Genomic DNA, 25,248 nt, shown 5'->3' with positions numbered 1-25,248 from the left:
GTAAGTAAAATTTGTGAGTTAAACACCACAGGGGTGTAGTTCGAATTGGTAGAACAGCGGTCTCCAAAACCGATGGTTGGGGGTTCGAGTCCCTCCACCCCTGCCAAATTACAAGTTCGCGTATTAGCGCGAGCAAAACGACGCTGTAGTGCTAGGATCGTGACATGAGCGAAAAGACGGAAAATCAGTCCAATGCATTGGACATGTTTAAATGGGTAGTGGTATTTGCCCTACTTGCTGGATTGGTTACGGCCAACACAGTGTTCGGTGAAATTTCAGTATTATACCGTGCAGTTACCGCAGTAGTGGTAGTGGTTATTGCTGGCTTCATCGCAGCATCAACGGTGAAAGGCAGCACTTTCCTTAGCTTTGCTAAAGAGTCGCGCACTGAAGTTCGCAAAGTAGTATGGCCGACCCGTCAAGAAGCAAACCAAACTACTATCATCGTACTAGCGGCTACGTTGGTAATGGCATTAATCCTTTGGGGATTAGACGGCATTATCGTTCGTGTTGTTGGATACATTACTGGAATAGGAGCATAACGTATGTCTGAAGAAGAAATTAAAAAAAGATGGTACGTAGTACAAGCATATTCTCAGTACGAAGGTCGCGTTCAAAAAACGCTACTTGAATATATCAAGATGCACGGTATGGAAGAGCACTTCGGTCAGATTCTAGTTCCGACTGAAGAAGTTGTTGAAATGCGTGCTGGCCAAAAGCGTAAATCTGAGCGTAAGTTCTACCCAGGTTACGTATTGGTAGAAATGGCAATGAACGAAGAATCTTGGCACTTAGTGAAAAGCGTTCCTCGTGTACTTGGTTTCATCGGTGGTACTTCTGACCGCCCAATGCCAATTACCCAAAAAGAAGCAGACGCCATTCTTAACCGTCTTGAAGAGTCAGTTGATAAGCCTAAGCCGAAGACATTGTTCGAGCCAGGCGAAGTGGTTCGCGTTACAGACGGTCCATTTGCAGACTTCAACGGTGTGGTAGAAGAAGTAGACTACGAAAAGAGCCGCGTAAAAGTGTCGGTACTTATCTTCGGTCGTTCTACACCGGTAGATCTAGAATTCGGACAGGTAGAGAAAGGCTAGGTCTTTTTATCTACCTCCAAATTCATAAAAAAAGCCCCTTAATAGGGGCTTTTTTGTGCGAGGAGCTTTTGTGGGATTCAGATAGTAATGGGTGAAACATCATTACTTCTTTTTTTGTAAAAAATAGACGGTTAATTCACCCACAAAAACACGCTTAAAAAAGCAAAAAATGAAAATAAAAATTGCAGAATTAGGCTCGTGTTTTTGGATATTTGTTTGCTACTACTAAAAGAGTCCCAAAATCCGACATTTAAAGCGCGCTTTAAAATGAAGTTGACTATGATAAGGCAAATCATCCAGACTAGAAATTTAGTGACATGTTCCATTTTTTTTTATTCATCTGTTGTTGCTGCATCTTCGGCGTCTGAAAGTACGTTGACAATTGCACCTGAAGCCACACCCCCTCCAACGGATGTAGCAAGTGAGCGAAAACCTGTTAATGGACTGATTGCACCTACAACCATTCCGGAAATTGTTCCAGCGCATTTCCCCACAACGCTCCAAACACTTCTTCTTTGCTAAAATTAAGGCTTAGTGCAACTTACACAAAGCCGCGTTAATTTTGACAACCCTGAATATTTAATAAAACTGGCCATGAGAACGTTTTTTAGTCATATTTATGCTTGCATACCATTTGAACACCTTATATAATGCGCGCCCTTTTAAACGGAAACGGGAAGCCGATTGAGCAGGTAATCTCTGTACTTGCAAGGCGCTATACCCAAACAAGAGAGCATTTAAAATGGCTAAAAAAGTAAGCGGTATTATTAAGCTTCAGGTTGCAGCAGGCGCTGCTAACCCAAGTCCACCAGTTGGTCCTGCACTAGGTCAACACGGTGTGAACATCATGGAATTCTGTAAAGCGTTTAACGCAAAAACAGATAGCCTTGAGAAAGGTGCTCCGGTACCTGTAGAAATTACGGTTTATGAAGATCGTTCTTTCACATTCGAAACTAAGACTCCTCCTGCGTCTTACCTGCTTAAGAAAGCAGCGGGCATCAAGAGCGGTTCTGGCCGTCCTAACACTGAAAAAGTGGGTACTGTTACTCGCGCTCAGTTGGAAGAAATTGCCAAAAGTAAAGAACCAGACTTAACTGCAGCTGACTTAGATGCAGCGGTTCGTACTATCGCGGGTTCTGCTCGCTCAATGGGCTTGAACGTAGAGGACTAATCGAATGGCTAAATTATCTAAACGCGCTCGCATTATCCGCGAAAAAACAGACGCGACTAAAGAATACGAAATCAACGAAGCAGTTGCTTTGCTTAAAGAATTAGCGACAGCTAAATTCGCTGAAAGCATTGACGTTGCAGTAAACCTTGGTATCGACGCTAAGAAATCTGACCAAAACGTTCGTGGTGCTACTGTACTACCTAACGGTACTGGTAAAGACGTTCGCGTTGCAGTATTTACACAAGGTGCTAACGCTGAAGCCGCTAAAGAAGCTGGTGCTGACATCGTTGGTATGGAAGATCTTGCTGAGCAAGTGAAGAAAGGCGAAATGAACTTTGACGTTGTTGTTGCCAGCCCAGACGCGATGCGTGTTGTTGGTCAACTAGGTCAAATCTTAGGTCCACGTGGCCTAATGCCTAACCCTAAAACGGGTACAGTAACGCCAGACGTTGCTACTGCTGTTAAGAACGCTAAAGCTGGTCAGGTTCGCTACCGTAACGATAAGAACGGTATCATCCATGCTAGCATTGGTAAGATTGCGTTCGAAACAAACCAAATTCAAGAGAACCTTGAAGCATTACTAGAAGCATTGAAGAAAGCTAAGCCTTCTTCTGCTAAAGGTACTTATATCCAGAAGATCAGCCTAAGCACCACTATGGGCGCTGGCGTATCTCTAGATAAAGCTTCAGTAGGTCTTTAATAGCCTGCCGAGGCAACTCGGCTTCTCTGTAAAGGTAATGGGTTGGAGTCGTCAATACAGCAGTGCTGATTGGCAACTCCCGTCCAAGACCGCAGGTGCGATGTGGTGATAGAGGTAAGAGAACTATCACATTAAACATATCGCTTAATACAACAACCTGCGCAGACGGTGGTTTGACTCAGACTCTCTGGGGTAACAAACACCGTAGAGCGGTATCATCAATTATGTTGATATCAATCTGTGAACCCTGATGGCGTAAACAGGTAACTGTATACAAAGTCAGATACAAAGAGGTGAACTCAGTGGCACTAGGTTTAGCAGCAAAAAAAGAGATCGTAGCAGAAGTTTCTGAAGTTGCGTCTCGCGCTCTATCCGTTGCCGTCGCTGAATACCGTGGGATGGAAGTTGCAGAACTGACTGACCTTCGCGTAAAAGCTCGTGAGCAAGGCGTATACCTTAAGGTTATACGTAACACTCTAGCTAAGCGTGCATTGGCAGACAGTAAATTTGCAGACTTAGATAGCGCCCTTACTGGTCCTCTTATCTACGGCTTCTCAGTTGAGGCACCTGGTGGTGCAGCACGTCTTTTCAAAGACTTTGCGAAGCAAAACGATAAGTTGAACGTAACCGCTCTATCTATTGGTAGTGGTCTTCTTGGTCCAGATAAATTGGACGCAGTTGCTTCACTTCCTACTCGCGACGAAGCGCTTGCAAAACTTCTTGCAACCTTCAAAGCACCGGTTGGGAAATTCGTTCGTACTATCAACGAAGTACCTACCAAGTTTGTGCGCGTATTGGCGGCGATCAAAGACGAGAAGTAATTCCCGTTTTTGGCATATTGATTTTTTTAACATTTTAAAAACCCAGGAGTTTAGACCACATGGCTCTAACTAAAGAAGATATCTTAAACGCGATTGCTGAAATGCCAGTTATGGAATTGGTTGAGCTTATCGAAGCAGCTGAAGAAAAATTCGGTGTTGACGCATCTGCAGCAGTAGCTGTAGCTGGTCCAGCAGCGGGCGAAGCAGCAGCAGTTGAAGAAAAGACTGAGTTTGACGTTGTAATGACTTCATTCGGCGCAAACAAAGTTGCAGTAATCAAAGCAGTTCGCGCAGCGACTGGCCTAGGTCTTAAAGAAGCTAAAGAAGTAGTTGAATCTGCTCCTAAAGCTATCAAAGAAGGCGTAAGCAAAGAAGAAGCTGAAGAACTTAAAGCACAGCTAACTGAAGCTGGTGCTGAAGTTGAAGTTAAGTAATCTATTTGTTTAGATTATTTGCCTGAGACGGCAAGGCTGGTGGTTTTTTAAACCACCAGCCTTTTTGCGCTGTACAGTGTGTAGATTCTAACCCTTGACTACACTACTAAATGCGCACCTCGGAAATGACACATAAAAGCATAAAACCAACAAGTTAACTAATAATTGGTTGAATTTTGTTGTATGCTGTGGAATTGCCCCGAAAAAGGGTTGTGGAAGTTTGTTGCTTATGCGCAATTCAACACGAAGCTCATAGCTTGAAGCACTCGTCGCGATGCATAATGCAGCAGGTTGGGTCATAAATCAGCAGGCTGAGGAACCCATGGTTTACTCTTATAGCGAAAAGAAACGTATCCGTAAGGATTTTGGCAAACGCCCACAGGTATTGGAAATTCCATACCTTCTTTCAATTCAGCTTGATTCTTTCAAAAAGTTTATTGAGATCGACGCCGATGCTCAATACGGCTTGGAAGCAGCATTTCGTTCCGTTTTTCCGATAAAAAGCTACTCAGGTAACTCGGAGCTTCAATATGTTAGCTACCGTTTGGGAGAGCCAGTATTCGACGTTAAAGAATGTCAAATTCGTGGCGTCACATTCTCTGCTCCATTAAGAGTAAAACTACGGTTAGTATTGTTTGATAAAGACGCTGCACCAGGTACCGTAAAAGACATTAAAGAACAAGAAGTGTACATGGGCGAAATTCCATTGATGACTCAGAACGGTACGTTCGTTATCAATGGTACAGAGCGTGTTATCGTGTCACAACTACACCGTTCACCTGGTGTGTTCTTCGATCACGATAAAGGCAAAACTCACTCGTCAGGTAAAGTGCTTTATAATGCACGTGTAATTCCTTACCGTGGTTCATGGCTAGACTTCGAGTTCGATCCTAAAGACAACCTGTTTGTTCGTATTGACCGTCGTCGTAAGTTGCCAGCAACTATCATCTTACGCGCGCTTGAAATGACGTCAGAAGAAATCTTGGATACGTTCTTTGAGAAAGTCAGTGTACGTATCGATAAAGACAAGTTAATGATGGAAGTGGTGCCAGATCGTCTTCGTGGCGAAACAGCGGCATTTGATATCATTGATGGCGAAGGTAATGTTGTCGTTGAAACTGGTCGTCGTGTATCTGCACGTCATACTCGTGCGCTTGAAAAAGCGGGTTTAACTGAACTTGAAGTTCCAGCAGATTACCTAATTGGTCGCGTATTCGCGGCAACGTACGTAAATGAAGATACTGGCGAAGTTATCGTTAGCGCTAACGAAGAGTTAACGCTTGAGAACTTAGCGGCACTAAGCCAAGCTGGTATTAAAGAGTTCGAAACGCTGTACATTAATGAATTGGACCACGGCTCATACATTTCTGACACATTGCGTATCGACTCTTCAACAAACCGCCTAGAAGCGCTTGTTGAAATTTACCGCATGATGCGTCCTGGTGAGCCACCAACAAAAGACGCAGCAGAAACCTTATTCCAAAACCTTTTCTTCTCAGATGAGCGTTATGACCTATCTTCTGTAGGTCGTATGAAGTTCAACCGCCGTTTAGGCCGTGAAGAATTGATTGGTTCAGGCACCCTAGATAAAGACGATATTGTTTCAGTAATGAAGCAACTTATCGAGATTCGTGACGGTAAAGACGAAGTGGACGATATCGACCACTTGGGTAACCGCCGTATCCGTTCTGTGGGTGAAATGGCTGAAAACCAATTCCGTGTTGGTTTAGTACGTGTTGAGCGTGCTGTTAAAGAGCGTCTAAGCTTAGGCGACCTTGATAGCATTATGCCGCAAGACCTTATTAACGCTAAGCCTATTTCGGCTGCGGTTAAAGAGTTCTTCGGTTCATCACAGCTTTCTCAGTTCATGGACCAAAACAACCCGTTATCAGAAGTAACGCATAAGCGTCGTATTTCTGCATTAGGCCCGGGTGGTCTTACGCGTGAGCGTGCAGGCTTCGAAGTACGTGACGTACACCCTACGCACTACGGTCGTCTGTGTCCTATCGAGACGCCTGAAGGTCCAAACATCGGTTTGATCAACTCATTGGCAAGCTTCGCGCGTACCAATGACTTTGGTTTCCTTGAAACGCCGTTCCGTCGCATTGTTGATGGTGTGGTAAGTGAAGAAATCGATTACTTGTCTGCAATTGAAGAAGGTCAATTCGCCATTGCACAGGCAAACATTGTTTTAACCGCAAACGGTGAGCTAGTAGACGACCTTATTCCATGTCGTCACCGTGGTGAAACCACCTTGATGCCGAAAGAAGACATCAAGTACATGGACGTTTCTCCACAGCAAATCGTTTCAATCGCTGCGAGTATCATTCCGTTCCTAGAACACGATGATGCTAACCGCGCATTGATGGGTGCGAACATGCAACGTCAGGCTGTACCTACATTACGTGCTGATAAGCCGCTTGTTGGTACCGGTATGGAAAGAACCATTGCTGTTGACTCAGGTGTTACTGTAGTTGCTAAGCGTGGTGGTAGAGTTGACTATGTTGACGCTAGCCGTATCGTTATTAAGGTAGAAGAAGATGAAATGCTTCCAGGTGAAGCAGGTATTGACATCTACAACCTGACTAAATACACACGTTCTAACCAGAACACCTGTATCAATCAACGTCCTACTTGTAGCGTAGGCGACCCGATTGTTGCTGGCGATGTATTGGCTGACGGTCCATCTACTGACTTGGGCGACCTAGCTCTTGGTCAGAACATGCGTATCGCGTTCATGCCTTGGAATGGTTATAACTTCGAGGATTCAATCCTTATCTCTGAGCGTGTAGCTCAGGAAGACCGTTTCACCACTATCCACATTCAAGAACTAAGCTGTATTGCTCGTGATACTAAGCTTGGGCCAGAAGAGATTTCTTCTGATATTCCGAATGTTGGCGAATCTGCACTAAGCAAACTTGATGAATCAGGTGTTGTGTACATTGGTGCGGAAGTGAAAGGCGGCGACATTCTGGTAGGTAAAGTAACACCTAAAGGTGAAACTCAGCTTACGCCAGAAGAAAAACTATTAAGAGCTATTTTCGGTGAAAAAGCGTCTGACGTAAAAGACACGTCACTACGTGTGCCTAACTCTGTTCACGGTACGGTTATCGACGTTCAAGTCTTTACCCGTGACGGCGTAGAGAAAGACAAACGTGCGCTTGAAATTGAAGACATGCAACTTCGTCAGGTTAAGAAAGACCTAACTGACGAATTTGAAATTCTTGCAGACGGTATCTTTGCTCGTGCACAAAACGCATTACTACGCTCTGGTGTTGAACAAGCTAAGCTTGACAGCCTACCGCGTGAGAAGTGGTTTGAAATTGCATTAAACGACGAAGACGTACAGCTTGAGATCGACCAAATTGCTGATCAGCACGCAGAAATCAGAGAAGACTTCGATAAGAAGTTTGAAACTAAGCGTCGCAAGATCACACAAGGCGATGACCTAGCACCTGGTGTCCTTAAGATTGTTAAGGTTTACCTAGCTGTTAAGCGTCACATCCAGCCTGGTGATAAAATGGCCGGTCGTCACGGTAACAAAGGTGTAATTTCAACGATTCAGCCTGTGGAAGATATGCCATATGATGCTAACGGTACGCCGGTAGACATCGTATTGAACCCACTAGGTGTACCATCGCGGATGAACATCGGTCAGATCCTAGAAACACATATGGGTATGGCTGCTCACGGTCTTGGTGTGAAAATCGACCGCATGCTCAAAGAGCATGAAGAGATGCAAAAGCTTCGTAATTTCTTAAAAGAAATTTATGAGCTTGGCGAAAATCACCAAGAAGTGGACATCGATAACTTCACCGACCACGAAATTACACGTCTTGCAAACAACCTACGTAAGGGTGTTCCAATTGCAACACCTGTATTCGACGGTGCACGTGAATCTGAAATTAAGGAAATGTTGAAGTTAGCTGATATTCCTGAAAGCGGTCAGATTTCGTTGTTCGACGGTCGTACTGGTCGCGAGTTTGAGCGTCCTGTTACGGTTGGTTACATGTACATGCTGAAACTGAACCACTTGGTTGACGACAAAATGCACGCTCGTTCAACTGGTTCGTACAGCCTTGTTACACAACAGCCGCTGGGTGGTAAAGCTCAGTTCGGTGGTCAGCGCTTCGGAGAGATGGAAGTGTGGGCCCTTGAAGCTTACGGTGCAGCATATACCCTTCAGGAAATGCTTACTGTTAAGTCGGATGATGTTAACGGCCGTACTAAGATGTACAAGAACATCGTCGATGGTGACCACAGAATGGAACCTGGCATGCCAGAATCATTCAACGTATTACTTAAAGAAATCCGCTCGTTGGGTATTAACATCGAGTTGGAAGAGAAGTAACACGGCAATCGCCACGTTATGACAAGAGATGGCCCGGCGCTTGCGCCGGGTTCTAGAGACTGACTCCGCTGGGAGAGTAATGTGAAAGACTTATTAAAGTTTCTAAAGCAACAAAACAAGACTGAAGAATTCGATAATATTCGAATCGGTCTTGCTTCACCTGACATGATTCGTTCATGGTCTTTTGGTGAAGTTAAGAAGCCAGAAACAATTAACTACCGTACGTTCAAACCAGAACGTGACGGCCTGTTTTGTGCGCGTATTTTCGGACCAGTTAAAGACTACGAATGTCTTTGTGGTAAGTATAAGCGTCTGAAGCACCGTGGTGTTATATGTGAAAAATGTGGTGTTGAAGTAACCCTAACTAAAGTACGTCGTGAGCGTATGGGTCACATTGAACTGGCAAGCCCAGTTGCACACATCTGGTTCCTTAAATCACTTCCGTCTCGTATCGGCTTAATGCTTGATATGACACTTCGTGATATTGAACGTGTACTATATTTTGAATCTTACGTAGTAACCGAGCCGGGTATGACTACTCTTGAGCGCAGCCAACTTCTTAACGAAGAAGATTACTTGGATGCACTTGAAGAGCACGGTGACGAGTTTGACGCAAAAATGGGTGCTGAAGCCGTATTTGACCTTTTAAAAGTGTTAGATGTAGATGCTGACGTAGCTTCCATGCGTGAAGAGTTGCCTTCAATCAACTCTGAAACTAAGCGTAAGAAAATCACCAAGCGTCTTAAGTTGCTTGAATCATTCCAACAGTCTGGCAACAAGCCAGAGTGGATGATCTTGACTGTACTTCCAGTACTTCCGCCGGATCTTCGTCCGTTGGTACCTCTGGATGGTGGTCGATTTGCAACGTCTGACCTGAACGATTTATACCGTCGTGTTATCAACCGTAACAACCGTCTTAAGCGTCTTCTAGACCTTGCGGCGCCTGACATTATCGTACGTAACGAAAAACGTATGCTTCAGGAAGCGGTAGATGCACTACTAGATAACGGTCGTCGTGGCCGCGCTATCACAGGTTCTAACAAACGTCCTCTTAAATCACTTGCCGATATGATTAAAGGTAAGCAAGGTCGTTTCCGTCAGAACTTACTTGGTAAGCGTGTTGACTACTCTGGTCGTTCTGTAATTACCGTTGGTCCTACATTACGTCTTCACCAATGTGGTCTTCCTAAGAAAATGGCACTTGAGTTATTCAAGCCGTTTATCTACGGAAAACTTGAAGGTCGTGGTTTAGCAACAACTATCAAAGCAGCGAAGAAGCTTGTTGAACGTGAAGCACCAGAGGTATGGGACGTACTCGATGACGTTATCCGTGAACACCCTGTTATGCTTAACCGTGCACCAACACTTCACCGTTTGGGTATCCAGGCATTTGAACCAACCCTAATCGAAGGTAAAGCGATTCAGCTTCACCCACTAGTATGTGCGGCCTACAACGCCGATTTCGATGGTGACCAAATGGCTGTACACGTGCCGCTGACTATTGAAGCTCAGCTTGAAGCACGTGCGTTGATGATGTCGACCAACAACATTCTGTCACCTGCAAATGGTGAACCTATCATCGTTCCTTCACAGGACGTTGTATTGGGTCTTTATTACCTAACCCGTGACAAAGTTAACGGTTTGGGCGAGGCAATGGTATTTACCAGCCCGAATGAAGCAGAAAAAGCATACCGCACAGGTAACGCAGAACTTCACTCACGCGTTAAAGTACGTATCACTGAATACGACATTGACGAAGATGGCGTGAAGACTGAGAAAGTAACGCTAACAGATACTACTGTTGGTCGTGCGATTTTCTCACTAATGCTACCTAAAGGTTTGCCGTTTGAAATTATCAACCAGGCAATGGGCAAAAAGCAGATTTCACGTTTGCTAAACGCTTGTTACCGTACACTGGGTCTTAAAGACACAGTAATCGCTGCTGACCAAATCATGTATACCGGTTTCCACTACGCAATGATTGCGGGTGCATCTGTTGGTATCGATGACATGGTAATCCCAGCTGCGAAGAAAGATATTATCGACGCTGCAGAAGCGGAAGTTATCGAGATCCAGGAACAGTTCCAAAATGGTCTTGTAACCGCCGGTGAGCGCTACAACAAAGTTATCGATATCTGGTCAAATGCCAACGAAAAAGTTGCTAAGGCCATGATGGATAACCTTAAGACTGACATCGTAATTAACCGCGATGGCGAAGAAGAAGAGCAAACCTCATTTAACTCTGTTTATATGATGGCCGACTCTGGTGCTCGTGGTAGTGCCGCTCAGATTCGTCAGCTAGCGGGTATGCGTGGTCTGATGGCTAAGCCAGATGGCTCAATCATCGAAACGCCAATCACGGCTAACTTCCGTGAAGGTCTTAACGTACTTCAGTACTTCATCTCTACTCACGGTGCGCGTAAAGGTCTAGCCGATACAGCACTTAAGACTGCGAACTCGGGTTACCTAACTCGTCGTCTAGTAGATGTTGCACAAGATTTGGTTATTACTAACGACGACTGTGGCACCTTCGGTGGTGTTCAGATGACACCGCTAATTGAAGGTGGTGACGTTGTAGAACCACTTCGTGAGCGTGTACTAGGTCGTGTAGTTGCAGAAGATGTTGTTAAACCAGGTACTACAGAGGTATTGGTTGAGCGTAATGTGTTACTAGACGAAGCGCTAGTAGACATGCTTGAAGCTAACTCTGTTGACCAAATTCAAGTACGCTCGGTTATCACATGTGATAACGACTTCGGTGTGTGTGCAAACTGTTATGGTCGTGACCTTGCTCGCGGACATATGGTTGGAAGCGGTGAGTCTGTGGGTGTTATTGCCGCACAGTCAATCGGTGAACCAGGTACACAGCTTACCATGCGTACGTTCCACATCGGTGGTGCGGCATCACGAGCTTCTGCTGAGAACAGCGTTCAGGTTAAAACAGCGGGTAGCCTTAAGCTACACAATGAAAAATCTGTACGTAACTCAGACGGCAAAGTGGTTATTGTTTCTCGTTCAACAGAACTTACTGTTATCGATGAACAAGGTCGTGAGAAAGAGCGCTATAAAGTACCTTACGGTGCTGTACTTAGCGTGGATGACGGTGCAACTATTGCAGCTGGCGACGTTGTTGCTAACTGGGATCCGCATAGTCACCCAATCGTTACTGAACGTGCAGCTAAGATTAGCTTCGCCGACATCGACGACTCTAACACCGAGATGCAACAAGACGAACTAACTGGTCTTACGCGTATCGTAGTTAAAGATCTTGCGAAGAGTAACTCTAAAGAACCTAAACTTATCCTAGAAAGTGATGAGTTCGGTCTTCAAGAGATTCGCTTACCAAGCTTTACCACTATCGAAGCGAAAGAAGGTAAGGTTGCTAACGAAGGTGACGTGTTAGCACGTATACCTCAAGAAAGCTCGAAGACACGTGATATCACGGGTGGTCTACCTCGCGTAGCCGACTTGTTTGAAGCACGTAAGCCTAAAGAGCCAGCTATCCTTGCTGAAGTTTCAGGTACTATTGGTTTCGGTAAAGAAACCAAAGGTAAGAAACGCTTGGTTATCACGCCACCAGAGGGTGATGCATACGAAGAGATGATTCCAAAATGGCGTCAACTTAACGTGTTTGAAGGTGAAAAAGTGGAACGCGGTGAAGTTATTGCAGATGGCCCTGAGTCTCCGCATGACATCTTGCGTCTACGTGGTATCTCTGCTGTAGCAAACTACATCGTGAACGAAGTTCAGGAAGTTTACCGTCTACAGGGTGTAAAAATTAACGATAAGCACATCGAAGTTGTTATTCGTCAGATGTTGCGTAAGTGCGTTATTACCCATTCAGGTGATACTCAGTTCCTTGAAGGCGAACAAGTTGAAGTGTCTAACGTGAAAGTGACCAACCGTGAAGTTGAAAAACACGGTAAGATCCCAGCGCAGTATGAAACACAACTGCTTGGTATCACTAAGGCGTCACTATCTACTGAGTCATTCATCTCAGCTGCATCGTTCCAAGAGACAACACGTGTTCTTACCGAAGCTGCAGTTCAAGGTAAAGAAGATGACCTTCGCGGTCTGAAAGAAAACGTAATCGTGGGTCGATTGATTCCAGCGGGTACAGGTTTCGCTTACCATGAACGTCGTGCACAACGTCGTAAAGAAGAAATCGAAGAAATGTCAGTTTCTGCTGCTGATGCAGAACAGGCATTAACCGAAGCGCTTAACGCCGGTGACGACTCAGCCGAATAAGGCATGATCGTAGGAGTACGTTAACGTACTCCTAACAAATTGGCATGTTAAGCTGACAGATTGCAGTTAAATGGCTGCTTAACCTTTGTACAGCTTGACACGCCGAGCTATGATCATTAATATTCCGCGACCCGATTTTGGATGACCTCTAAAAGGCAGAAGAAAATGGGCGCGGTTTTTTGTATCAGAGCTCAGTTAATGCTGACAAGCACAGTATTAACATCAAATGAGTGACGTTAGAAAAGTCGCTTTAATGGACCCAATCAGAGTGATTGGGTTTTTGTAGTTTTTAATCAGGAGCTAGTTAATGGCAACAGTTAACCAGTTAGTCCGCAAGCCGCGCAAAAAGCCCGTTGAAAAAAGCAACGTAGCTGCATTGCAAGCTTGTCCTCAAAGACGCGGTGTATGTACTCGTGTATATACTACTACGCCTAAGAAACCAAACTCTGCACTACGTAAAGTATGTCGTGTACGTCTAACTAACGGTTTTGAAGTTTCTTCATACATCGGTGGTGAAGGTCACAACTTACAAGAGCACAGTGTAGTACTTATCCGTGGTGGTCGTGTTAAAGATCTACCAGGTGTTCGTTATCACACAGTTCGCGGTACATTAGACTGCGCAGGTGTAAACGATCGTAAGCAAGCCCGTTCTAAGTACGGTGCGAAGAAGCCTAAGTCTTAACGGTTCTCCGTTAGTAAGGCCAAACTGAAGTTTAAGAGTTTTGGGTAATTCCTGAATTCATACGGAGAATAGAAATGCCAAGAAGAAGAGTCGTAGGTCAACGTAAAATCCTACCAGAGCCAAAATTTAGCTCACAACTGCTTGCAAAATTCATGAATGTCGTAATGCTTGACGGCAAGAAGTCAGTCGCTGAAAAAATCGTTTACGGTGCGCTCGATATTGTTGCTGAAAAAACCAGCAAAGCTCACCTAGATGTATTCGAAGAAGCACTTGATAACATCCGTCCTACTGTAGAGGTTAAATCTCGTCGTGTAGGTGGTTCAACTTATCAAGTACCAGTAGAAGTTCGTCCAGTTCGTCGTAATGCCCTAGGTATGCGTTGGTTGGTAGATGCTGCTCGTAAACGTGGCGAGAAGTCAATGGCTCAACGCCTGGCTGCTGAAATGATTGATGCATCAGAAAATAAAGGTTCTGCGGTTAAGAAACGTGAAGACGTTCACCGTATGGCCGAAGCAAACAAAGCGTTTGCTCATTACCGTTGGTAATAAACGTAATATAACTGAGAGAGATGTATGCCTCGTAAGACCTCGATTGAGCGTTACCGCAATATTGGTATTGTGGCTCATGTGGACGCGGGTAAAACCACGACCACAGAGAGAGTCCTGTTTTATACAGGGTTGTCTCATAAAATCGGTGAAGTGCATGATGGTGCTGCAACCATGGACTGGATGGAACAAGAGCAGGAGCGTGGTATTACTATCACGTCTGCTGCAACCACTTGTTTCTGGTCAGGCATGGAAAAGCAGTTCGATCAGCATCGCATAAACATTATAGACACGCCAGGACACGTGGACTTTACCATTGAGGTAGAACGTTCACTACGGGTACTGGATGGGGCTGTAGTGGTTTTTTGCGGGTCTTCTGGGGTTGAACCTCAATCAGAGACAGTCTGGCGACAGGCTGACAAATATGAGGTGCCACGTCTCGTGTTCATCAATAAGATGGACCGAGCTGGCGCCGATTTTGAGCGTGTTGTGGGTCAAATCCGTAAACGCTTAGGCGCAAACTGTGTTCCTATTCAATTGAACATGGGCGCTGAAGAAGAATTCCATGGCGTTATCGATCTTATTAAGATGAAAGCCATAAACTGGAATGCCGCAGACATGGGTATGACGTTTACCTATGAAGATATTCCAGCGCAATATTTAGAAAACGCGGAAAAGTATCGTACAGAGATGATTGAAGCAGCCGCTGAAGCCTCTGACGAGCTAATGGATAAGTATTTAGAAGGCGAAGAGCTAACTGAAGCTGAAATCCGACTTGGTTTACGTACCCGTACACTGAACAACGAAATTGTTCTTGCCACCTGTGGCAGTGCCTTCAAAAACAAAGGTGTTCAGGCAGTACTAGACGCGGTAGTAGAATACTTACCGTCACCAAGTGAAGTAAAAGCTATTACGGGTGTTTTAGACGATAAAGATGAAACTGAAGCTGAGCGTCATGCAGACGACAGCGAGCCATTCTCGGCCCTTGCATTTAAAATCGCTACCGACCCATTCGTAGGAACGCTAACTTTCTTCCGTTGTTACTCTGGCGTTGTTAATACTGGTGATACGGTATACAACCCAGTGAAAGGTAAACGCGAGCGTTTTGGACGTATCGTTCAAATGCACGCTAAAGACCGTGAAGAAATTAAAGAAGTTCGTGCAGGCGATATCGCCGCGGCCATTGGTCTTAAAGATGTGACCACAGGTGATACGCTTTGCGATCCGAATAATGTCATTACACTAGAGCGTATGGAATTTCCTGACCCGGTAATTTCTATCGCAGTTGAGCCTCGCTCTCAGGCTGACCAAGAAAAGATGGGACTCGCGTTAGGTAAACTAGCCGCTGAAGACCCGTCATTCAAGGTTAAGACTGATGAAGAGTCGGGCCAAACGATTATCTCTGGTATGGGTGAGCTTCACCTTGATATCATTGTTGATCGTATGAAACGCGAATTTAAAGTTGAATGTAACGTGGGTAAACCTCAGGTTGCTTATCGTGAGACTATTCGCAAGAAAGTAGAAGTTGAAGGTAAATTCGTACGTCAGTCTGGCGGCCGTGGCCAATTTGGTCATGTTTGGCTTCGTATTGAGCCACAAGCAGAAGAAGGCGCAGGCTACGAATTTGTAAATGACATCGTCGGTGGTGTGGTACCAAAAGAGTTCATACCAGCGGTTGATAAAGGAATTCAGGAGCAGTTGCAAAGTGGTGTTGTAGCAGGGTATCCGGTACTAGATGTAAAGGTAACTTTGTTCGACGGTTCGTACCATGATGTTGACTCTTCTGAAATGGCGTTTAAGATCGCCGGCTCTATGGGTTTCAAAAAAGGTGCCGCAGAAGCAAATCCGGTGTTGCTTGAACCCATGATGAAAGTTGAAGTAACTACTCCAGAAGACTGGATGGGTGATGTGGTTGGTGACCTAAATCGTCGTCGCGGCATGATCGAAGGTATGGAAGAAGGCGTAGCAGGTATTAAAATAATACGTGCTAAGGTGCCGCTTTCAGAAATGTTCGGGTATGCTACCGACTTGCGTTCTCAAACGCAGGGTCGCGCATCATACTCTATGGAGTTCTTCAATTATTCTGAGGCGCCGAACAATGTGGCGCAGGCTATTATTGAATCTAGAATTTAATCTAAATGAAGGTTCGGTCCGGTCTATGTTTGGGTCGGACTTTTAACTTAGGAAACGAGAAAAATGGCAAAAGAAAAGTTTGAACGTACGAAACCCCATGTAAACGTGGGTACAATCGGCCACGTTGACCACGGTAAAACAACCCTTACTGCAGCTATCACTACTGTTCTTTCAAAGACATACGGTGGTTCAGCTCAGGCTTTCGATCAAATCGATAACGCGCCTGAAGAAAAAGCTCGTGGTATTACCATCTCTACATCTCACGTAGAGTATGACACTCCTACTCGTCACTACGCTCACGTAGACTGCCCAGGACACGCTGATTACGTTAAAAACATGATTACCGGTGCTGCTCAGATGGACGGCGCGATCCTAGTAGTAGCTGCGACTGATGGCCCTATGCCTCAGACTCGTGAGCACATCCTACTTGGTCGTCAGGTTGGTGTTCCTTACATCATCGTATTCATGAACAAATGTGACATGGTTGATGATGAAGAGCTTCTAGAGCTAGTAGAAATGGAAGTTCGTGAACTTCTTAGCGAATATGAATTCCCAGGCGATGACCTTCCAGTTATCCAAGGTTCTGCACTTAAAGCCCTTGAAGGCGATGCAGAATGGGAAAAGAAAATCATCGAACTTGGTGAAGCTCTAGATTCATACATCCCAGAGCCAGAGCGTGCTATCGATAAGCCGTTCATTCTTCCAATCGAAGACGTATTCTCAATCTCAGGCCGTGGTACAGTAGTAACGGGTCGTGTAGAGCAAGGTATTGTTAAAGTTGGTGAAGAAGTAGAAATCGTTGGTATCAAAGATACGACTAAGACGACTTGTACTGGTGTTGAAATGTTCCGTAAACTTCTAGACGAAGGTCGCGCTGGTGAGAACGTTGGTGTTCTTCTACGTGGTACTAAGCGTGAAGACGTTGAACGTGGTCAAGTACTAGCTAAGCCTGGTTCAATCAACCCACACACTAAATTCGAAGCTGAAGTATACGTACTAAGCAAAGACGAAGGTGGCCGTCATACTCCATTCTTCAAAGGCTATCGTCCACAGTTCTACTTCCGTACAACTGACGTAACTGGTGCTGTAGAGCTTCCAGAAGGCGTAGAGATGGTAATGCCTGGTGACAACCTTAAGTTCGTAGTAGAACTTATTGCACCAATCGCGATGGACGAAGGTTTACGCTTCGCTATCCGTGAAGGTGGCCGTACTGTAGGTGCTGGTGTTGTAGCTAAGATTCTTTAATCTAAGTAAACCAAAGCATAAAAAGAAGGCGCTCATTTGAGCGCCTTTTTTGTGTCTTGGGATTATGTTTTGAGAGGGAGTAGCCCCCATCAGAAACACGGCGTAAACCCATCCCTGGGGCCTCTGCCACAGCATCCATGCTGTGGAAGGTTTCTGATGGGGGCTACTCCCTCTCTTGTAAACACCAGCAACTACTATTGAAATAGTAGGGTATAAAGCCTGCTGAGGGTTTCACATGGGCTTCTACTGCCGCTTCTGTCAACACAGCAGACTGTTGTTGCTAGGGTAAAGGTAACGGCGTAAACCTATCCATGGGGCCTTCGCTACAGCATCCATGTTGTAGAGAGTTTTCGAGGCGCACAAAGCCCTTCCTTCTAAACGTGCCATCGTACTCAGATAGTGATTAATCCCATCAGAAATGCGGCGTGAATCCATCAAAAGACATACGGTGGTTCAGCTCAGGCTTTCGATCAAATCGATAACGCGCCTGAAGAAAAAGCTCGTGGTATTACCATCTCTACATCTCACGTAGAGTATGACACTCCTACTCGTCACTACGCTCACGTAGACTGCCCAGGACACGCTGATTACGTTAAAAACATGATTACCGGTGCTGCTCAGATGGACGGCGCGATCCTAGTAGTAGCTGCGACTGATGGCCCTATGCCTCAGACTCGTGAGCACATCCTACTTGGTCGTCAGGTTGGTGTTCCTTACATCATCGTATTCATGAACAAATGTGACATGGTTGATGATGAAGAGCTTCTAGAGCTAGTAGAAATGGAAGTTCGTGAACTTCTTAGCGAATATGAATTCCCAGGCGATGACCTTCCAGTTATCCAAGGTTCTGCACTTAAAGCCCTTGAAGGCGATGCAGAATGGGAAAAGAAAATCATCGAACTTGGTGAAGCTCTAGATTCATACATCCCAGAGCCAGAGCGTGCTATCGATAAGCCGTTCATTCTTCCAATCGAAGACGTATTCTCAATCTCAGGCCGTGGTACAGTAGTAACGGGTCGTGTAGAGCAAGGTATTGTTAAAGTTGGTGAAGAAGTAGAAATCGTTGGTATCAAAGATACGACTAAGACGACTTGTACTGGTGTTGAAATGTTCCGTAAACTTCTAGACGAAGGTCGCGCTGGTGAGAACGTTGGTGTTCTTCTACGTGGTACTAAGCGTGAAGACGTTGAACGTGGTCAAGTACTAGCTAAGCCTGGTTCAATCAACCCACACACTAAATTCGAAGCTGAAGTATACGTACTAAGCAAAGACGAAGGTGGCCGTCATACTCCATTCTTCAAAGGCTATCGTCCACAGTTCTACTTCCGTACAACTGACGTAACTGGTGCTGTAGAGCTTCCAGAAGGCGTAGAGATGGTAATGCCTGGTGACAACCTTAAGTTCGTAGTAGAACTTATTGCACCAATCGCGATGGACGAAGGTTTACGCTTCGCTATCCGTGAAGGTGGCCGTACTGTAGGTGCTGGTGTTGTAGCTAAGATTCTTTAATCTAAGTAAACCAAAGCATAAAAAGAAGGCGCTCATTTGAGCGCCTTTTTTGTGNACGTAACTGGTGCTGTAGAGCTTCCAGAAGGCGTAGAGATGGTAATGCCTGGTGACAACCTTAAGTTCGTAGTAGAACTTATTGCACCAATCGCGATGGACGAAGGTTTACGCTTCGCTATCCGTGAAGGTGGCCGTACTGTAGGTGCTGGTGTTGTAGCTAAGATTCTTTAATCTAAGTAAACCAAAGCATAAAAAGAAGGCGCTCATTTGAGCGCCTTTTTTGTGCGTGGAATTTAATGGACATGGTAGGGAAGGGCTTTGTACGCCTCGTAAACCCGGCGTAAACCCATCTATGGGGCCTTCGCTACAGCATCCATGTTGTAGAGAGTTTTCGAGGCGCACAAAGCCCTTCCTTCTAAACGTGCCATCGTACTCAGATAGTGATTAATCCCATCAGAAATGCGGCGTGAATCCATCAATGGAGCCTGTGCAGTCGCATCTATGCTGTGGAAGGTTGTAGATGGGGGATACTCCTTCCTTGTAAACGCTAGCATAAACTATTGGAATAGTAGGGATAACCCATCCATGGGGCCTTCGCTACAGCCCGCATGCTGTAAAGAGTTTCCGAAGTGCACAAAGCCTTCATTCTATGGTGCTACTCACCAGTTAACTCTTCAAGTTTTGTGCGGTTGCGGCGGGACAACGTGAGTGTATCGCCAGAATTTAAAATAACTGAATAATCCCCTTTTTCATTGGGGCGGAGTTCAGAAATAGCGTGGCGTTTAACTATAGTCGAGCGATGGATGCGAATAAAATCGTCTGGATTCAGTTGCTCTTCCAGAATGGTCAGCGTTTCACGGTGCAAAACGATATTACCGTCTTCGAGGTGAAGCTCTGCATAATTTCCGGCTCCATTAATATATAATATGCAGTCAACGTCAACTAGCCGAATTCTACCTGGATCACGAATGACTAATCGTTGCCGGTAGCTATTTTTATTATCAATAATCTCTTTGATTACTTCGCCAATCTGGCTGAAATTACTTCGGCTTCCTTCAAGGAACTTTTGCTTCACTTTACTCAGTGTTTTTTCGAAGCGTTCGTCATCAAAAGGCTTCAAAATATAATCGATGGCATTAAGTTCAAACGCGGTAACTGCATAATCGTTAAAGGCGGTAACAAAGACAATAATGCTATTGCTCGGAAGTTCTCGAGCCACTTCAATGCCGTTTGATATTGGCATTTCGACATCCAGAAACACCAAGTCGGGTGAATGCAGTTTTCCGAGCTCTATAGCTTGTCGGCCGTCACTCGCTTCCCAAATATTTCCCACACCTGGGGCATTAGCTAGCAGCAATTTAATCGTTTCTCTGGCTAGTCTTTCATCATCTGCAACGAGTACATTAAACATCCATTTCTCCCGTCGGTATTGCTAGTTGAGTTTCAAACATGCCATTTTCAAGCGTACGCTGTTCAAGGTTAAAGTTATCAAACATTTTGCTAAGGCGTTCTTTTGTTGTGGTTATGCCTATCCCGTATCCTTGATGCTTGTCTTGCTCACACACCGCATTTAATAGGTTTATTTGCAACATGCCTTTCAATTTCGTTATACGAAGTTGAAGCGGGTTTTTCTTTGTATCGGATTGCGCCCCGTGTTGCACCGCGTTTTCAACTAAAGGGTGTAATAACATGTTTGGAATTTTCAAATTCATACAGTCTTCTGAAACCTGTATGGAAATATCCAATTTATCTTCGAAACGTAGTTTTTGGAGTGCGAGGTAGTTTTCTATGAATACTATCTCGTCTTTAACCTTAATGTTTTTGTCACCTTTGTGTCCAAGTATGGAACGTAACATCACACTCAATGAAGACAGTGCTACGACTGCTTCTTGTTGATGTTGCAATCGCACTAAGCTAGAAATTGTGTTTAATGCGTTAAATAAAAAATGGGGGTTTAGTTGAGTGCGAAGTGACTTAAGTTGCTCCTCTACCAATTCAACTTCAAGTCTTCCAATTTCCATGGTGGCGTTGAGATTTCTTTGATAAAGGCGTGTGCCAAATGCAATGCAAAGAATACTACCGTAAATAAGTAAATCGATGTGCGCACTACCAGATAACACTTTTTGTAGCGAAGTAATATTGTCGTCCCAACTCCTTGATACCAATAATCCGCGTATAAAAGTAGATGCAGTGAAATAAGCGAGCAGGAGCAACGCTCCCCCAATGAGATGTCCGACAATTTGATGTAAGGGTTTTACATCGTCCTTATCTAGTGTTCTTGTCAGAATAAATACAGCAGCCGTCAACCAAATCCAATTTAAGTACCAAGGGCTTAACAGTACCCAAGTTTTGCCCCAACTTAAAGCATACTCTGTTCCCAAAGCACTATTGTACTGCACGTAGGTGACTACGCTTAGTAGCGCAAACCATGTACAAATACAAGCGATCCAAAAATACCTCCCTAATAGGGGAGCCTGGGTATTTTTTTGCATTCCAATTTGGCCTCTACAATTATTTCGCTTAGTAACGTATTTAGCAGAAATACGTTTTTGCTTTAATTGGCGCGAAGAGTAGTCAAGTTGCCCGGTTACGGAGTCAACCGCATCATTTTCTTGTGAGAAATTTGAATGTATTAGCTGTGCATTATAATCACTGCCTTAGGGATTCTTGCAATACGTTTGTTGTTAATTTTCATGTTTTTTGTAAAAGAATGTATCTTAGATAAGTTAGGGTGATGCTATGTAATTGATATATATCGCTTTATTGTCTTTTTAGCTCCTGTTTACAATCTAATTTCCATTTGTCCCTCTGTTTCCGCCTTTTGTCACACGATAGTGGCACTTTACGTATATCACGTAGCGCAAAACAGTATTTCTCCCTAGGTTCACTTCAGATAGCTGTGCTATCGAAAAAACACAAAAAATGAACTACCAAAGGTAGTCTCCCAGGGAGCTAAATATGTACACTAAAACCAAGTTGGCCAATACGATAAAGATGTCCCTAGCTATTGGAACCGCATGCACGTTAGCAATACCTATCAAAGTACTGGCGCAAGACACTGCTGAACAAGAGCAAGCCATCGAAAAAATCGCGGTTACAGGCTCAAGAATTAAGTCAGCGGAACTCGCCTCAGCCTCGCCATTGCAAATACTCGACGCAAGCGATATTCAAGCGTCGGGGGTGGCAAATATTCAAGATTTATTACTCGAAAATCCGGCGTTTGGTACACCTGCTATCAGTCGAACGAACTCGAACTTCTCAACGGCTAGTGCCGGGGTATCAACAATCGATCTACGTGATCTGGATACGGCGAGAACGCTTGTTCTGGTTAATGGTCGCCGCTTTGTATCAGGTGTGCCCGGTAGCTCAGCGGTTGATTTAAATACTATACCTGCCCAGTTTATCGAACGTATCGAAATACTCACTGGGGGGGCATCAGCGGTTTACGGTTCTGATGCTGTTGCAGGGGTTGTTAACCTTGTGATGAAAGATGAATTTGAAGGCTTAGAAATGAATGCCCAGTTTGGTCGTTCTGCAGAAGGTGATGCAGAAGAGCGTCAAATTGCACTGACCACGGGAACCGAGTCCTCGGACGGTCGCGCGAGTATAATGGCGCATATTTCTTATACTGATCAAGGCTCGGTATTCTCAAGAGATAGGGAGCGCTCTGCGATTGACCAATTATCTGGAATCTATTTTGAAGATGATCCTGTTGCTAACCCAGATTCTATTTTTGATGCGGTTCAGCCTTTCTTTTCTTCGTTCCCTCCACAAGGACGATTTGATGCCGGCGGCACCCGCTATACGTTTGATTCTGATAATAATCTTCAAGAAGGTTTTTCAACTAATGGAGATGGTACGATAGGACCAGATGGGTTTAATCGATCTGCGTTTAGAACAATTGCAATCCCAACTGAGCGCTATTTGATGGCAGTAAATGGGAAATACGAGCTCAATGATGAGCATACCTTATTTTTTGAGGGGACTTACTCGAACGGTTCTACCACCACCGAATTAGAACCTTTTCCTTTTGCGTCTGACAACATCTATTCAGATGGGCTTGTGCCTTTAGAGTTTCTGGTGAATGGTCAATTGGTGGCAAATCCATATGTTCCTGACGCCATACTTAATTCGGCTGTTGATGGTAACGGCGATGGTGTTAAGGACTTATTTTTTGCTAAACGTTTACAAGACGTTGGTAACCGTGGAAATACAGCCCAACGAGACACATTTAGAGTACTGGTGGGAATGGATGGCGAGCTTTTCGATGATTGGTACTACGATGTATTCTACTCGTACGGTCAAACGAAAGAAGCGCAAGTTTCGAATGGACTGGTTAATGTTCAAAACTTCCGATATGCATTGGAAGCAATAACAGATGTAGATGATTTTGATGGCGATGGTATTACCGATGAAGCCATTTGCTTAGATGAAACAGCACGGAGTTTTGGCTGTGTGCCGATTAATATCTATGGATTCGATTCTATTTCTGCAGAAGCAGCAGCCTATGTTTCGGCCCCAGCATTATTGTCTACAGAAGTTACGCAAGAAGTCATCGGAGGAAACTTATCTGGTGAAGCGTTCCAGCTTCCCGCAGGCCCCTTGGGAGTGGCGGTTGGTTTTGAGTATCGAGAAGAGTTCTCGCGCAGTGAGTTTGATGCATTGCAACAAGCGGGGCTGAATGCTGGGAATGCAATACCTGCTACTCAGGGTGAATTTGATGTGACAGAGTTTTATGTGGAAACACATATTCCTGTGTTCGAAGGGTTTAACATTAAAGCTGCCGTTCGGGCGTCTGACTATTCTACGGTGGGCAGCACGTCTAGCTGGAATGTAGGCTTCAATTATGCGCCAAACGATCAAATACGCTTTAGGGTTATTCAAGCTCAATCAACGCGAGCGCCTAACATCGACGAGCTTTTCCAACCTGATAGTCAAACATTTCCGACTGGCTTAATCGACCCGTGTGTGTCAAATACGTCATCGCGCTGTTTAGCCGATACGGGTGTGGCTGCTAATATTGCTGAAAATGGCAGTTTTACGTTGAACCAATCTGATATTCAAGGGATCAGTGGTTTCGATCGAGGTAATCAAAGTGTGACCGAAGAGGTTGGCACATCTACCACCGTAGGTGTTGTGTATACGCCCGAAAATATCTCAGTATTAGAAGATTTTGATTTCACAGTCGATTACTTCGATATCGAGATTGAAGACGCTATTGTATCGACACCTAGGCAATTCATTCTTGACCAGTGTTATGGCGGAGGCGATGAATCTTTTTGTGATTTTGTGACGCGTCGTCCAACTGCAGTGGGTAACAATAGTGCTGGATCTATCGAGTTCATAGATAGTGCGGTTTCAAACAGTGGTGGCGTTACCTTAGAAGGTGTGGATGTTACGGTGAACTACAGTACTGATGTGGGTGGCGGTGATTTATCAGCAAGACTCGCCTACACCTACTTAATAGATGGCGCAACCACGCCATTACCTGGCGCGGCAGAAGATCCGTTCGTGGGCGAAATAGGAACCTCAGAGCACAAAGCGTTCTTTAATTTAGGTTATCGTTACGACGATTTGAACGTGGTTGCTAGACTTACCTACATTGGCGCCGCGGATTTTGATGATCAGTTTTTGGCTGGATTTGACATCGCGCCTGGCGGTGTAGGCATCGATGCAGTCACGTACGTTGACCTGCAAGCAAGCTATCAACTGACTGATATTATAGAAATATACGGCGGTGTTGATAACTTATTCGACAAAGAGCCGCCTAAAATTTTATCTGGGGTAACCGGTAGCGATACGGGTACAGAAACCGACGCAGGTACTTACGACCCTATTGGGCAAGAGTTCTATTTAGGTGTGCGTGCTACGTTTTAATACTTTGTTTTAAAGGAAGTTAGTGTTTTTGACTAAGGTTAAATTCACTTTTAAAAGCCAGCACATGTTGCTGGCTTTTATGATTTTTATAAGTCGTAAAAGCAGGTTACCTCGCGAAAAATACCCTTTATCACACTAGATGGTAGGTTTATCACAACACACTGGTTAACTATTGCGATTCTTTTACACTGGTCAGCGTCGAAATGCAGTTTCGGCAAATACATTACCAAGTAGGTATGTATGTTAAACTGGACCTTCGGGCTGAAGTGAAAAACTTCAGCCCATTTTTTTGCCCGCCAATACATTCCCACCTTTGGGCATTTTCTAATGGGTCAGCCCCACTTATCGAATAAGTTTGAGAATAAATCTCATTTGCATTGAGTCGCTGTGTAAAATCTGTATTATCAACCACCTCGAACGATTGAATAGCCATGAATAAGG

At 44.7% G+C, this 25,248-nt stretch carries 16 protein-coding genes, 1 tRNA gene and 2 pseudogenes; 16 read left to right on the top strand and 3 right to left on the bottom strand.

Annotated elements, in window-relative coordinates; genetic code table 11:
* The first annotated feature begins 29 nt into the window (after positions 1 to 29).
* The 3 genes from FLAVO9R_RS18345 to nusG all read left to right on the top strand — a co-directional run bounded on the left by FLAVO9R_RS18345 (position 30) and on the right by nusG (position 1,094).
* Positions 30 to 106, top strand: a tRNA-Trp gene (locus tag FLAVO9R_RS18345).
* A 58-nt stretch (positions 107 to 164) separates the two neighbouring features.
* Positions 165 to 542 (top strand): preprotein translocase subunit SecE, encoded by a 378-nt coding sequence (gene secE / locus FLAVO9R_RS18340; RefSeq protein WP_057795659.1) that lies wholly within the window; start codon positions 165 to 167, stop codon positions 540 to 542.
* A 3-nt stretch (positions 543 to 545) separates the two neighbouring features.
* Positions 546 to 1,094 (top strand): transcription termination/antitermination protein NusG, encoded by a 549-nt coding sequence (gene nusG / locus FLAVO9R_RS18335; RefSeq protein ID WP_013786334.1) that lies wholly within the window; start codon positions 546 to 548, stop codon positions 1,092 to 1,094.
* A 332-nt stretch (positions 1,095 to 1,426) separates the two neighbouring features.
* Here nusG and FLAVO9R_RS20545 read toward each other — a convergent pair whose 3' ends face one another.
* Positions 1,427 to 1,558 (bottom strand): hypothetical protein, encoded by a 132-nt coding sequence (locus tag FLAVO9R_RS20545; RefSeq protein WP_269748496.1) that lies wholly within the window; start codon positions 1,556 to 1,558, stop codon positions 1,427 to 1,429.
* Between the two features lie 278 nt (positions 1,559 to 1,836).
* Here FLAVO9R_RS20545 and rplK point away from each other — a divergent pair, with 278 nt between their 5' ends.
* The 12 genes and pseudogenes from rplK to tuf (FLAVO9R_RS18275) form a co-directional block, all read left to right on the top strand.
* A complete protein-coding gene (rplK, locus tag FLAVO9R_RS18330) occupies positions 1,837 to 2,265 on the top strand; it encodes a 50S ribosomal protein L11 (RefSeq protein WP_159533659.1) in 429 nt (142 codons plus the stop codon).
* A 4-nt stretch (positions 2,266 to 2,269) separates the two neighbouring features.
* Positions 2,270 to 2,965, top strand: coding sequence for a 50S ribosomal protein L1 (gene rplA, locus FLAVO9R_RS18325; RefSeq protein ID WP_159533657.1), 696 nt, complete (start codon positions 2,270 to 2,272; stop codon positions 2,963 to 2,965).
* Positions 2,966 to 3,267: 302 nt separating this feature from the next.
* Positions 3,268 to 3,786 carry a 50S ribosomal protein L10 gene (rplJ, locus tag FLAVO9R_RS18320; RefSeq protein ID WP_013786330.1) on the top strand — a complete coding sequence of 173 codons (519 nt, stop codon included), beginning with the start codon at positions 3,268 to 3,270 and terminating at the stop codon, positions 3,784 to 3,786.
* Positions 3,787 to 3,845: 59 nt separating this feature from the next.
* Complete coding sequence (gene rplL / locus FLAVO9R_RS18315) at positions 3,846 to 4,220, top strand: 50S ribosomal protein L7/L12 (protein WP_013786329.1); 375 nt, start codon at positions 3,846 to 3,848, stop codon at positions 4,218 to 4,220.
* 322 nt (positions 4,221 to 4,542) lie between these two features.
* Positions 4,543 to 8,571, top strand: a complete 4,029-nt coding sequence (rpoB, locus tag FLAVO9R_RS18310) for a DNA-directed RNA polymerase subunit beta (RefSeq protein WP_159533655.1) — start codon at positions 4,543 to 4,545, stop codon at positions 8,569 to 8,571.
* Between the two features lie 81 nt (positions 8,572 to 8,652).
* Positions 8,653 to 12,819 (top strand): DNA-directed RNA polymerase subunit beta', encoded by a 4,167-nt coding sequence (gene rpoC / locus FLAVO9R_RS18305; RefSeq protein WP_013786327.1) that lies wholly within the window; start codon positions 8,653 to 8,655, stop codon positions 12,817 to 12,819.
* 307 nt (positions 12,820 to 13,126) lie between these two features.
* Complete coding sequence (gene rpsL, locus FLAVO9R_RS18300) at positions 13,127 to 13,501, top strand: 30S ribosomal protein S12 (protein WP_013786326.1); 375 nt, start codon at positions 13,127 to 13,129, stop codon at positions 13,499 to 13,501.
* Positions 13,502 to 13,575: 74 nt separating this feature from the next.
* Entirely contained in the window at positions 13,576 to 14,046 is a 471-nt protein-coding gene (rpsG, locus tag FLAVO9R_RS18295; protein ID WP_013786325.1) for a 30S ribosomal protein S7, read from the top strand.
* A 27-nt stretch (positions 14,047 to 14,073) separates the two neighbouring features.
* Positions 14,074 to 16,179 carry an elongation factor G gene (gene fusA / locus FLAVO9R_RS18290; RefSeq protein WP_159533653.1) on the top strand — a complete coding sequence of 702 codons (2,106 nt, stop codon included), beginning with the start codon at positions 14,074 to 14,076 and terminating at the stop codon, positions 16,177 to 16,179.
* 63 nt (positions 16,180 to 16,242) lie between these two features.
* Complete coding sequence (tuf, locus tag FLAVO9R_RS18285; protein ID WP_013782545.1) at positions 16,243 to 17,424, top strand: elongation factor Tu; 1,182 nt, start codon at positions 16,243 to 16,245, stop codon at positions 17,422 to 17,424.
* A 438-nt stretch (positions 17,425 to 17,862) separates the two neighbouring features.
* Positions 17,863 to 18,933: pseudogene (gene tuf / locus FLAVO9R_RS18280) on the top strand (elongation factor Tu); the annotation flags it as partial.
* A gap of 55 nt (positions 18,934 to 18,988) precedes the next feature.
* Positions 18,989 to 19,161 (top strand): annotated as a pseudogene (tuf, locus tag FLAVO9R_RS18275) (elongation factor Tu); the annotation flags it as partial.
* A 424-nt stretch (positions 19,162 to 19,585) separates the two neighbouring features.
* On the opposite strand, the gene FLAVO9R_RS18270 reads toward tuf (FLAVO9R_RS18275), so the two are convergent.
* Positions 19,586 to 20,341, bottom strand: a complete 756-nt coding sequence (locus tag FLAVO9R_RS18270) for a LytR/AlgR family response regulator transcription factor (RefSeq protein ID WP_159533651.1) — start codon at positions 20,339 to 20,341, stop codon at positions 19,586 to 19,588.
* Positions 20,334 to 21,422, bottom strand: a complete 1,089-nt coding sequence (locus FLAVO9R_RS18265) for a sensor histidine kinase (RefSeq protein WP_159533649.1) — start codon at positions 21,420 to 21,422, stop codon at positions 20,334 to 20,336. Before FLAVO9R_RS18265 ends, FLAVO9R_RS18270 begins: the two co-directional genes overlap by 8 nt.
* 466 nt (positions 21,423 to 21,888) lie before the next feature.
* On the opposite strand from FLAVO9R_RS18265, the gene FLAVO9R_RS18260 reads away from it, so the two are divergent.
* Positions 21,889 to 24,807, top strand: a complete 2,919-nt coding sequence (locus tag FLAVO9R_RS18260) for a TonB-dependent receptor domain-containing protein (RefSeq protein WP_159533647.1) — start codon at positions 21,889 to 21,891, stop codon at positions 24,805 to 24,807.
* Positions 24,808 to 25,248: the final 441 nt, after the last annotated feature.

Origin of the sequence: Alteromonas sp. 38 (genome assembly GCF_902506055.1) — a bacterium.
GTDB classification, from domain to species: Bacteria; Pseudomonadota; Gammaproteobacteria; order Enterobacterales; family Alteromonadaceae; genus Alteromonas; species Alteromonas lipotrueae.
The sequence above is the reverse complement of the archived record's forward strand: the minus strand, read 5'-3'. Positions and strand labels throughout refer to the sequence as shown.

What these genes read in the sequence shown, in the direction of transcription:
- secE (WP_057795659.1), top strand. Translation starts at nt 165, where the DNA reads ATGAGCGAAAAGACGGAAAATCAGTCCAATGCATTGGACATGTTTAAA.
- nusG (WP_013786334.1), top strand. Translation starts at nt 546, where the DNA reads ATGTCTGAAGAAGAAATTAAAAAAAGATGGTACGTAGTACAAGCATAT.
- FLAVO9R_RS20545 (WP_269748496.1), bottom strand. Translation starts at nt 1,558, where the DNA reads ATGGTTGTAGGTGCAATCAGTCCATTAACAGGTTTTCGCTCACTTGCT.
- rplK (WP_159533659.1), top strand. Translation starts at nt 1,837, where the DNA reads ATGGCTAAAAAAGTAAGCGGTATTATTAAGCTTCAGGTTGCAGCAGGC.
- rplA (WP_159533657.1), top strand. Translation starts at nt 2,270, where the DNA reads ATGGCTAAATTATCTAAACGCGCTCGCATTATCCGCGAAAAAACAGAC.
- rplL (WP_013786329.1), top strand. Translation starts at nt 3,846, where the DNA reads ATGGCTCTAACTAAAGAAGATATCTTAAACGCGATTGCTGAAATGCCA.
- rpoB (WP_159533655.1), top strand. Translation starts at nt 4,543, where the DNA reads ATGGTTTACTCTTATAGCGAAAAGAAACGTATCCGTAAGGATTTTGGC.
- rpsL (WP_013786326.1), top strand. Translation starts at nt 13,127, where the DNA reads ATGGCAACAGTTAACCAGTTAGTCCGCAAGCCGCGCAAAAAGCCCGTT.
- rpsG (WP_013786325.1), top strand. Translation starts at nt 13,576, where the DNA reads ATGCCAAGAAGAAGAGTCGTAGGTCAACGTAAAATCCTACCAGAGCCA.
- fusA (WP_159533653.1), top strand. Translation starts at nt 14,074, where the DNA reads ATGCCTCGTAAGACCTCGATTGAGCGTTACCGCAATATTGGTATTGTG.
- tuf (WP_013782545.1), top strand. Translation starts at nt 16,243, where the DNA reads ATGGCAAAAGAAAAGTTTGAACGTACGAAACCCCATGTAAACGTGGGT.
- FLAVO9R_RS18270 (WP_159533651.1), bottom strand. Translation starts at nt 20,341, where the DNA reads ATGTTTAATGTACTCGTTGCAGATGATGAAAGACTAGCCAGAGAAACG.
- FLAVO9R_RS18265 (WP_159533649.1), bottom strand. Translation starts at nt 21,422, where the DNA reads ATGCAAAAAAATACCCAGGCTCCCCTATTAGGGAGGTATTTTTGGATC.
- FLAVO9R_RS18260 (WP_159533647.1), top strand. Translation starts at nt 21,889, where the DNA reads ATGTACACTAAAACCAAGTTGGCCAATACGATAAAGATGTCCCTAGCT.